Source organism: Actinomadura sp. NPDC048032, from assembly GCF_040653175.1.
GTDB classification, from domain to species: Bacteria; Actinomycetota; Actinomycetes; order Streptosporangiales; family Streptosporangiaceae; genus Spirillospora; species Spirillospora verrucosospora.
Window position 1 is genome coordinate 1 of the sequence record NZ_JBEZJP010000298.1, and the last position, 10258, is coordinate 10258.

Here is a 10258-nt window from a genome sequence, read left to right on the forward strand (position 1 = left end):
CCCGCCGGCCCCTCCCACCAGGCCTCTGCCACCGGCGCCCGGCCACCCCAAACGCGCGGTCCTCCCCTTCCCGTAGGCGATGCGCTCCAGGTGGCGGAAGTACTCGAAGCGCTCGACGCCGGGGGTGATGACGATGAGGATGTCGGCGCTCTCCCCGGGGGCCGCTGCGAAGGCGTGCGGCAGGCCGGGCGGGACGACGACGAGGTCGCCGCGTTCCGCGGTCACCACCTGCTCGCCCGAGAGGAGCTGGGCGGCGCCGTCCAGCATGTAGAACATCTCGGCGGAACCGTCGTGGCGGTGCGGTTTGGCGCCGTCGGCGCCGGTGGCCAGGGTGACGCGCTGGGTGGAGAGGGCGCCGCCGGTCGAGCCGCTGTCGGCCAGCAGCCTGATGGTGACGGGGGAGCGGCCGATCACCTCGGCCTCGGCGGAACGGACGATCACGGACTCGTCGAAGTCCGGTGAGATCAGCGACATGCGAGGGGCTCCTTGTCCGGGACAGGGGAGGGGGGTCAGACGGCGAAGAGCAGGGCCGCGCTGGCGAGCACGGCCACGGCGGTGGCGAAGTGGACGCCGAACGCGACGGCCTTCGTGCCGCCGTGGCGCAGCACGATCAGGGTGTCGCCGAGCGGTGCGATGGCCACGACCAGCATGTACCAGCCCGCGGCGTGGGCGCCGGCGAAAGCGATCAGGGCGAGGCCGAGGAGGCCGGTCGTCAGGTCGCGCAGCCCCTTGATCCTCAGGTAGGCGATGTCGCCGTCGGCCTTGGCGGGGACGCCGTACCCGGCGGCCGCCGGGTACGGCGCGGTGAGGAACCGCGCGCCGATGAGAACGCAGAACAGGGCGAGCACGACGGCCAGTCCGTAGGCGATGGGGGTCAGCATGGCGTCTCCGTTAGTGCTAGCAGTGCTAGGAACGAGAACGACGCTAGCATAGCGCCGACAGGATGGCTAGCAATGCTAGGATCACTGCCATGTCGATCCAGGGACGCCGGGAGCGAGAGCGGGCGGAACGCGAGAAGCTGATCATCACGGCGGCGCGGGAGCTGGCCGAGAGCGAGGGCTGGGACGCGGTGACGACGCGCCGGCTCGCCGCGGAGATCGAGTACAGCCAGCCCGTCCTCTACAGCCACTTCAAGGGCAAGGGCGCCATCATGGCGGCGGTCGCGGTCGAGGGGTGCGCCGAGCTCGCGGACGAGCTGCGGCGGGCGCGCACGGCGGCGTCCGGGCCCGCCGAGGCGCTGGCGGGGGTCGCGGCGGCCTACACGGACTTCGCGGAGCGCAGGCCCGCCCTCTACGACGTGATGTTCGTCAGGGACGTCGACCTGCCGTTCGCGACCCCCGAGGCGCCGCCCGCGCTCCAGGAGGCGTTCGGCGAGCTGCGCGAGACCGTCCGGCCGTTCGCGGGCGGGGACGACGTGGACGTGCTCACCGAGACGCTCTGGAGCGGCCTGCACGGCCTGCTCATCCTGATGCGCGACGGGCGCATGCACCGCGAGCACCACGAGCTTCGCACGGCCCTCCTGCTCCGCCGCTTCTCCGCCTGACCCCGCCCGCCGCGGCCGGAGGCGGGCCGGTCAGCCGGCGGCCGTGCGGCCCGCGCTGGTGGCCTTGATGGCGCCGTCGGGGGTGAAGGCGACCGTCACCTGGCCGCCCTGCGGGGCGACGCCCTCGATGATCTCCTCGCTCTCCCGGATCCGGCACCCGTGGTGGGTGAGGAAACCGCGCACGACGCGGCGCTGCTCGGTGGGGAAGATCTCGGCGGCGGTCATCATCAGGCGCGTCGCCGAGAGCGGGTCGAACTCGGCCGCGGGCAGGGCCGGGTCGTCGACGTGGAAGTAGAACGAGCCCTGCCCGTCGTTCACGCGGCAGCTCTGCACGCCGTTGCCGCCGAGCAGCGCGGCGGCGGCGATGGCCATGGTGGTCGCGGCCTGGTGCGGGTCGGGGAAGCCGGAGAGGTCCAGACGTCCCGCCGTCAGTTCCGGAACGGCGCGGCGCGCGCCGTGCTCGCGGACCGCGGCCAGCGGGGCGACGGCGGGCACGCCGGCGCCGTAGTGCGGGTTGGCCCACGCCCACAGCCACGTGTCGCTCACGTGGGAGAAGCTGCCGAGGAACGTCATGCCGTGGAGGGTGCGTCCGCCCGCGGTGATGGTGCGCGCGTCGACGTCGAAGGCGATGTCGCCGTCACCGACGGCGGTGTTGAGGACGTTCTGGCGCTGGATCGCCGCGGCCGACCCCGCACTGGCGAACGCCTCGAACTCCGGGCTGTAGCAGCTGAGCCCGCTCAGGAACTCCGACCAGAACCGGGCACTGCGCTCGTCGCCCCGGCGCCGGTAGAGGTCGCCGAGCCTGCGGGCGGCGTGCTCGGCGCCGGCCTCCTGCACCGATCTGCGGAACCAGCCGATGGCGGCGTTCTCGTCGCCCGCCTTCTGCGCGTGGTCGCCGAGGCAGAAGGCGGCCTTGGGATGCCCGAGGTCGGCGGCCAGCCGCCACGCCTGGAGCCGCCCGGCGGGATCGCCCCTGTCCTGGCGCACGAAGCCCAGGTTGAACGCGGCGCCGCCGTTGCCGCGCTCGGCGGCGCGGAGGTACCAGGTCTCCGCCGCTTCGAGGTCGCCCTTGCCGTCGTCGTCGTACAGCCGGCCGAGGTTGAACGCGGCCTTGTCCGAGCCGAGATCCCAGGCCCGGCGGAAGAAGTCCATGGCCTGTTCGACGTCGCCCCTGTTCTCCAGCAGGATGCCCAGGTTCAGGGCGCCGCCCGAGAAGCCGCCCTCGGCGGACCGCCGGTACCAGCGTTCGGCGGTCTCCAGGTCGCCGTCCCGCTCAGCGCCGTAGCCGACCTCGAAGGCGCTCTCGGGAAGCCCCGCCTCGGCGGCCCGCCGCCACCACGCCAGGGCCTCCCGGTCGTCGCCGCGCTCCGCCGCGAGGGACCCGAGCTCGTGGGCGCCCCCCGGGTGCCCGGCTTCGAACGCCTCCCGCAGCAGCTTCTCGGCCTCCGCGAGGTTCCCGCCGCGCCTGGCCTCCAGGCCGCGCTCGTACGGTTCGACTGATCCCGCCGGGTACTCGGTCATCGCACGCCCCCTCTGAGTGATCACAGGTTCACGGGATCGACGCTGCGCGCCCGATCCGGGTTCCCGCCGGCGTCCATGCGTCCGAAACCGCTCCGCACGCATGGACGGGCGGCCCCTCCCGGTGGTAAGCCCGGGGGAAGAACGGGCCGTGCCGCGGCCCGTGGAGTGCTGGAGCCCCCATGGAACACGACTATGTCATCGTCGGCGCCGGGTCCGCGGGGTGCGCCCTGGCCGCTCGGCTCTCCGAGGACGCCTCCGTCACCGTGGCCCTCCTGGAGGCGGGCGGCCCGGACGACAAGAGCGAGATCCACATCCCGGCCGCGTTCCCGAAGCTCTTCAAGACCGAGTACGACTGGGACTACAGCACCGCCGGGCAGCCCGAGCTGGACGGGCGCGAGCTGTACTGGCCGCGGGGGAGGACGCTCGGCGGGTCGTCATCGCTGAACGCGATGATGTGGGTGCGCGGGCACTACGACGACTACGACGACTGGGACGTCCCCGGCTGGTCGTACGAGGACGTCGTCCCGTACTTCAAGCGCGTGGAGGGGCGCGTCGGCAGCAACAAGGGCGACGTGTACGGCACCTCCGGCCCGGTCACGATCTCCGAGCAGCGCAGCCCGAACGTGACCACGCGGGCGTTCCTGGAGGCGTGCGCCGCCACCGGCCTCAACAGGTTGCCCGAGCTGAACGGCCCGTCCAACGAGGGGTACGCGCTCACGCCGGTCAGCCAGCGGCGCGGGAGGCGGTGCAGCGCGGCCGACGCCTACCTGCGTCCCGCGCGGAAGCGTCCCAACCTGACCGTCGTGACGGGTGCGCAGGTGTCGCGGGTGCTGATCGAGGACGGCCGGGCGACCGGCGTGGAGTACGGCGGCGGGCGCGTCACGGCGCGCCGCGAGGTGATCCTGGCCGCGGGCGCGGTCGGGTCGCCGCACCTGCTGATGCTGTCCGGCGTCGGCGACCCCGAGCACCTGCGGAGTGCGGGCGTGCAGCCGGTCGTGGAGTCCCCGCAGGTGGGGCGCCATCTCCAGGACCACCTGTCGGTCGGCGTCGTCCGGCACTGCCCGAGGAAGGTCACGCTCGCGGGCGCGGAGTCGCTGCCGAACATCGCCCGCTACCTGCTCGCGCGGCGCGGGCCGTTCACCTCCAACGTGGGCGAGGCGGTCGTGTTCACCAAGAGCGCCCCCACCCTGCACGCCCCCGACCTCGAACTCATCTTCGCGCCGGCCCCCTACGTCGCGCACGGGCTCACCCCGCCGACCGAGCACGGCGTGACGCTCGGCGTCGTGCTGCTGCGGCCCGAGTCGTCCGGGCGCGTCTCGCTCGCGTCCGCCGACCCGGCCGCGCCGCCGGTGATCGACCCCGCGTACCTGACGGAGGAGAGCGACCTGCGGCGCCTGATGCACGGCGTGCGGCGCGCGGAGGAGCTGCTGGCCGCCGACGCGCTCAGGCCCTTCGTCGGCGACGTCATGGAGCCCTACATGGGGGCGGACGACGAGGACGCGCTGGCCGCCTACGTCCGGGGGCACTCCGAGACGCTCTACCACCCCACCGGCACGTGCCGGATGGGCACCGACGCCGGCTCGGTCGTCGACCCGGACCTGCGCGTCCGCGGCGTCGAGGGGCTCCGGGTCGCGGACGTGTCGATCCTGCCGCAGATCACCCGGGGCCACACCAACGCCCCCGCCATCATGATCGGAGAGAAGGCCGCCGACCTGGTCAGGACGCCAGCCAGCTGAGCACGCGCTCGTTCACCTCGGCGGGGCGGTCCAGCTGGAGGAAGTGGCCGGCGCCGCCGATCCGCTCGGCCCGCGATCCGGGCGGGAGGGCGGCCCGGACGGCGTCGAGGTCCACCGCGTCCGCGGCGACGCAGCCGTCCTCGGCGCCGTGCAGGTAGAGCACGGGGCGCTCGCCCACGATGGTGGTCGCCTGCTGCTCGGCCGCGTACCGGTCGACGAGCCGGGACGGGTCGAGCATCGCGCGGTAGTACCCGATCGCCGCCGCGGCGTTGTCCGGTGCGGCGAGGCACTCCATCACGCGGTCGACGTCCGCGGACCGGTCGCGGCCGTCGTCGGGGGACCAGTCGCGCCACAGCCCTTCGACGAACGACCGGCCGAACGCGAGCTCGGCCAGCGGCGTCTGGAAGACGAAGATGTAGAACGAGCGCTTGAGCTGCTCGTAGTCGAAGAACGAGGTCGCCATCACCGAGATGGGCGGAACGGACATGGCGACCGCCTTGCGCCAGCGTTCCGGGGCGGCGTTGGCGGCGCCGTAGGCGGCGAAGGCGCCCCAGTCGTGACCGACGACCACGGCGTCGGGGCCGCCGCCGAGCGCCTCGTGCAGGGCGATGGCGTCGGCGGCGAGGGCGCCGCTCTGGTACGCGCCGTCCGCGGGGACGGACGTGGGGGCGTAGCCGCGCATGAAGGGGGCCACGGCGCGGTAGCCGGCGGCGGCCAGTTCCGGCATGAGGTGCCGCCAGGTGTGCGGGGAGTCGGGGAAGCCGTGCAGCAGCAGCGCCAAGGGCCCGTCCTGGGGGCCGGCGGCGAGGTATCCGAAGTCGAGCCCGTTCGCGTTGACCGATCCGGTCGTGATGTCGCCCATGTACGCCTCCTCGGTTCGCGGCGAACGGTACCCGCGGCTCCGCGGCGCCGGACCGGCAGGGCCCTCTCTCTTCGGATATCGGCGTATCACCATGTATTTACAGCGGAATCCGCAGTCACATAGCATCGGAGCAACTGGATCGATCGCACCGAGGGAATCGTGATGACGGAGTCGGACGTGACCAGCCAGCAGCACGACGCGATGCAGAGGGCGGCGCGCGACCATCTGTGGATGCACTTCGCGCGGCACTCGGCGGCCCCGGACGGCGGCGAGATCCCGGTGATCGTCCGCGGGGAGGGCCCCTACGTCTACGACTCGGCGGGCCGCCGCTACCTGGACGGCCTCGCCGGGCTGTTCACCGTCCAGGCCGGGCACGGCCGCGAGGAGCTGGCGCAGGCCGCCGCCAAGCAGGCCGCCGAGCTGGCCTACTTCCCGATCTGGTCGTACGCGCACCCGAAGGCCGTCGAGCTGGCCGAGCGGCTCGCCGCCCTCGCGCCCGGCGACCTGAACCGCGTCTTCTTCACCACCGGCGGCGGCGACGCGGTGGAGAGCGCGTGGAAGCTCGCCAAGCACTACTTCAAGCTCACCGGAAAGCCGGGCAAGCACAAGGTGATCAGCCGGGCGGTCGCCTACCACGGCACCCCGCACGGCGCGCTGTCGATCACCGGCCTGCCCGGCCTGAAGGCGCCGTACGAGCCGCTCGTGCCGAGCGGCTTCCGGGTGCCGAACACCAACATCTACCGGGCCGCCGAGCACCGCGACGACCCCGAGGCGTTCGGCCGGTGGGCCGCCGACCGGATCGAGGAGGTCATCGAGTTCGAGGGCGCCGACACCGTCGCCGCCGTGTTCCTGGAGCCGGTGCAGAACGCCGGCGGCTGCTTCCCGCCGCCGCCCGGCTACTTCGAGCGCGTCCGGGAGATCTGCGACCGGCACGACGTCCTGCTGGTGTCGGACGAGGTGATCTGCGCGTTCGGCCGTCTCGGCACGACGTTCGGCGCGGAGCGGTTCGGCTACACGCCGGACGTCATCACCTTCGCCAAGGGCGTGACGTCCGGGTACGCGCCGCTCGGCGGGATGCTCGTGGCCGACCGCCTGTTCGAGCCGTTCAAGGGCGGGACGGAGATGTTCGCGCACGGCTACACGTTCGGCGGGCACCCGGTGTCGGCGGCGGTGGCGCTGGCCAACCTCGACCTGTTCGAGCGCGAGGACCTGAACGGGCACGTCCTGCGCAACCGGGACGCGTTCAGGAGCACGCTGGAGCGGCTGCGCGACCTGCCGATCGTCGGGGACGTGCGCGGCGACGGCTACTTCTACGGCATCGAGCTGGTCAAGGACCAGGACACGCGGGAGACGTTCGACGACGAGGAGTCCGAGCGCCTGCTGCGCGGGTTCCTCGACAAGGCCCTCTATGAGGCGGGCCTGTACTGCCGGGCCGACGACCGCGGCGACCCCGTCGTCCAGCTGGCGCCGCCGCTGATCTGCGACCAGGGGCACTTCGACGAGATCGAGCAGATCCTGCGCTCCGTCCTCCAGGAGGCGTGGACGCGATTGTGACCGGACGCCGGGGGGCGCGGGCGCGCCGCGCCCCCCGGCGAACCGGTGTGAGGCGCGTCACCCCGCCGATCAGTGTGCGCTTGCATCTTTACTTTGAGAGGGTGCATGTAAACCGAATCGGGTTCGGACATGACGAGGTGGTGGGCGCGTGCTCAAGGTCGACGACATCAACCTGACCGACTGGGATTTCTGGCGGCGGCCGCACGACTACCGGCACGAGGCCTTCAAAGCGCTGCGCTGGCACGCCGGCCTCATCCGCTACGAGGAGCCGGACATCGTCATCGCCCCCCAGGGCCCCGGCTACTACGCGCTGACCCGGCACGCCGACGTCGTCGAGGCGTCCCGCCGCCCGCAGGACTTCTGCTCCGGCAGGGGCGCCATCAGCATCCCGGACATGCCGGGCGACATGCACGAGTACTTCGGCTCGATGATCAGCATGGACGACCCCCGGCACGCCAAGATCAGGCGGATCGTCTCCCGGGCGTTCTCGCCCCGCATGATCCAGCGGTTCGAGGACCGGGTCGAGGCGGTCGCGGGCCAGATCGTCGAGAACGTGGCGGCGGGCGGCGGGACGGGCGACTTCGTCGCCGACGTCGCCGCCCGGCTCCCCCTGAAGATCATCTGCGACATGATGGGCATCGCCGAGGAGCAGTACAGGACCGTCCTGGACGCCACGAACGTCATCCTCGCGGGCAACGACCCCGAGTTCATCCCGACGGCGGAGCCGGAGCAGATGGCGATGGCGCTGCTCGGCGCCGGCGAGACGCTGCGCGGCCTGGTCGAGGACCTCGGGCGGCAGCGCCGCGCGAACCCCACCGACGACCTCACCTCCGCCCTGGTGAACGCCAACCTCGACGGCGAGTCCCTCACCGACCAGGAGCTCGGGTCGTTCTTCATCCTGCTGGTCGTCGCCGGCAACGAGACCACCCGCAACGCGATCGCCCACGGCCTCGACCTGTTCACCCGCAACCCCGACCAGCGGGCCCTGCTCACCGAGGACTTCGACGGCCGCATGCCCGGCGCGGTCGAGGAGATCGTCCGGTACGTCTCGCCGGTCATCTGGATGCGCAGGACCGCGACCCGCGACACCGTGCTGAACGAGCACGAGATCAAGGAGGGCGACAAGCTCGTCCTCTACTACTGGTCGGCCAACCGGGACGAGTCGGTCTTCACCGACCCGGACCGGTTCGACATCCTGCGCGACCCGAACCCGCACGTCGGGTTCGGCGGGCCCGGGCCGCACTTCTGCCTCGGCGCGCACCTGGCCAGGCGCGAGATCACCGTGATGTTCCGCGAGCTGCTGCGCCGCACGCCCGCCCTCCGCGCCTCCGGCGACCCCGACCGCCTGGAGTCCAACTTCATCAACGGGATCAAGCGCCTGCCCTACACGATCTGAGCCCGGCTACCAGGGCAGGGGACCGTCCTCGGCGAGGAACGCGCCCGTCGGGCCGCCGTCGCCGAGGAGGGCCACCCCGGCGATCACGGACGCCCCCTGCTCCGGCGTCCGGTGCCCGGCGTGGCCGTTGAGGTCCGTCGCGCAGTACCCGGGCGTGGTGGCGTTCACCGTGACCGAGGTGCCGGCCAGCTCCTTGGCGTAGGCGACGGTGACGGCGTTCAGCGCCGACTTGGACGCGTTGTACGGCAGCAGGTTGACGCCGTGCACCGGGCTGGACGGGTCGCCGTGCAACGTCAGCGAGCCGAGTTCGCTGGAGACGTTGACGATCCGCCCGGCGGGGGAGCGGCGCAGCAGCGGGAGCATCGCGTTGGTGACCGCGACGACGCCGAACACGTTGGTCTCGAACGCGGTCCGGACCAGGTCCGGCGCCGTCCGGCTCGGCGGGAAGCCGGTGGCCCCCGTCGTGGTGATCCCGGCGTTGTTGACCAGGATGTCGAGCCGGCCGAACTCGGCGTCGATCCCCTTGGCGGCGGCCTCGACGGTGTCGGCGTCGGTGACGTCCAGCCGGACGAAACGGGCGTCGATCCCCTCGGCGGCGAGCGCGGCGGCGGCCGGCTCGCCGCGCTCGGCCGACCGCGCCCCGAGCAGGACGGTGACGCCGCCGCGGCCGAGGAGGCGGGCCGTCTCGAAGCCGATGCCCTTGTTGGCTCCGGTGATGAGTGCGATCTGTGTCGTCATGCCGTCCAGGTTCACCGGCGGCGTCCGGGCTGAGGAGAGACCGGCCGAAGCTGGGATCGGCCGTACCACCCTCGACCCGGCGGCCGCTCCGGAGTATCGGACATGCTGGAGGCCATGGACAGACAAGAGACGGCGGCGTTCCTGCGTTCCCGGCGGGCCCGCATCCAGCCCGCCGACGTCGGGCTCCCGGGAGGGACGCGCCGCCGGACCCCCGGTCTGCGCCGGGAAGAGGTCGCGCGACTGGCGGGCATGTCGGTGGACTACTACATCCGGCTGGAGCAGGGACGCGGGCCTCGTCCGTCCAGGCAGATCCTCGGTGCGCTGGCGCGCGCGCTGAGGCTGACCGACGACGAGCGCGCCTACCTCCACGGCCTCGCCGGCGAGGCGCCGGAACCGCCGAGCGGCCCTTCGCGGGACGTCCCGCCGGGGATCGTGCACCTGCTCGAACGGCTGGACGACACACCCGCCTACGTGCTGAGCGCCCGGCAGGACATCATCGCCTGGAACCCGCTCGCGGCGGCGCTCATGACCGAGTTCGCCGCGATGGCGCCCGGTGACCGCAACGTCGTCCGCTGGCTGTTCACCGGCTCCGACATCGAGCGGTACGGCGCCGACGAGTACCTGACGCGGTTCGCCCGCGGGCTGGTGGCCGACCTGCGGGCGGCGTTCGGCCGGTATCCGGGCGACGCCGGCATCTCCGGGCTCGTCGCCGAGGTCGCCGGCCGCAGCGCGCTGTTCGCCCGGCTCTGGGACGAGGGCGAGGTCGAGATCAGGCGCGGCAGCCGCAAGCGCATGACGCATCCCGTCGTCGGAGAGCTGGACCTGCGTGGCGACGAACGGCTGCTCGACCTCGGCTGCGGACGCGGCGCCGTCCTGTTGGCCGCAGCCCGGCGCCTCCCGCAGGGCCG

The 10258-nt window shown here is 72.8% G+C and carries 10 protein-coding genes; 5 read left to right on the top strand and 5 right to left on the bottom strand.

All coding sequences use genetic code 11. The features are described from left to right. Both AB0C69_RS29665 and AB0C69_RS29670 read right to left on the bottom strand, forming a co-directional pair. Positions 1-474, bottom strand: a 474-nt coding sequence (locus AB0C69_RS29665; protein ID WP_360358419.1) for a cupin domain-containing protein, incomplete at its 3' end; no start/stop codon positions are given. Between the two features lie 35 nt (positions 475-509). Next, the gene (locus tag AB0C69_RS29670; RefSeq protein ID WP_360358420.1) at positions 510-881 is read right to left on the bottom strand and encodes a DUF4267 domain-containing protein; all 372 of its coding nucleotides are present in this window, start codon (positions 879-881) and stop codon (positions 510-512) included. Between the two features lie 89 nt (positions 882-970). On the opposite strand from AB0C69_RS29670, the gene AB0C69_RS29675 reads away from it, so the two are divergent. After that, entirely contained in the window at positions 971-1543 is a 573-nt protein-coding gene (locus tag AB0C69_RS29675; RefSeq protein WP_360358421.1) for a TetR/AcrR family transcriptional regulator, read from the top strand. Positions 1544-1573: 30 nt separating this feature from the next. Here AB0C69_RS29675 and AB0C69_RS29680 read toward each other — a convergent pair whose 3' ends face one another. Next, on the bottom strand, positions 1574-3064 hold the full coding sequence (locus AB0C69_RS29680) for a tetratricopeptide repeat protein (RefSeq protein ID WP_360358422.1): 1491 nt from the start codon (positions 3062-3064) through the stop codon (positions 1574-1576). A gap of 179 nt (positions 3065-3243) precedes the next feature. Between AB0C69_RS29680 and AB0C69_RS29685 the strand changes: the two genes are divergently transcribed. After that, on the top strand, positions 3244-4800 hold the full coding sequence (locus AB0C69_RS29685) for a GMC family oxidoreductase N-terminal domain-containing protein (RefSeq protein ID WP_360358423.1): 1557 nt from the start codon (positions 3244-3246) through the stop codon (positions 4798-4800). Here the strand turns inward: AB0C69_RS29685 and AB0C69_RS29690 are convergent. Beyond that, positions 4781-5662: an alpha/beta hydrolase gene (locus AB0C69_RS29690; protein WP_360358424.1), complete on the bottom strand. Its 882-nt coding sequence runs from the start codon at positions 5660-5662 to the stop codon at positions 4781-4783. The two genes, AB0C69_RS29685 and AB0C69_RS29690, sit on opposite strands and share 20 nt — an antisense overlap. Before the next feature lie 162 nt (positions 5663-5824). Here AB0C69_RS29690 and AB0C69_RS29695 point away from each other — a divergent pair, with 162 nt between their 5' ends. After that, positions 5825-7216 (top strand): aspartate aminotransferase family protein, encoded by a 1392-nt coding sequence (locus AB0C69_RS29695; RefSeq protein ID WP_360358425.1) that lies wholly within the window; start codon positions 5825-5827, stop codon positions 7214-7216. A gap of 148 nt (positions 7217-7364) precedes the next feature. Continuing rightward, a complete protein-coding gene (locus AB0C69_RS29700) occupies positions 7365-8612 on the top strand; it encodes a cytochrome P450 (RefSeq protein ID WP_345183146.1) in 1248 nt (415 codons plus the stop codon). Between the two features lie 6 nt (positions 8613-8618). Here the strand turns inward: AB0C69_RS29700 and AB0C69_RS29705 are convergent, their stop codons facing one another. After that, positions 8619-9350: an SDR family oxidoreductase gene (locus AB0C69_RS29705; RefSeq protein WP_360358426.1), complete on the bottom strand. Its 732-nt coding sequence runs from the start codon at positions 9348-9350 to the stop codon at positions 8619-8621. 114 nt (positions 9351-9464) lie between these two features. Here AB0C69_RS29705 and AB0C69_RS29710 point away from each other — a divergent pair. After that, on the top strand, positions 9465-10258 hold a 794-nt coding region (locus AB0C69_RS29710), incomplete at its 3' end, for a helix-turn-helix domain-containing protein (RefSeq protein WP_360358427.1).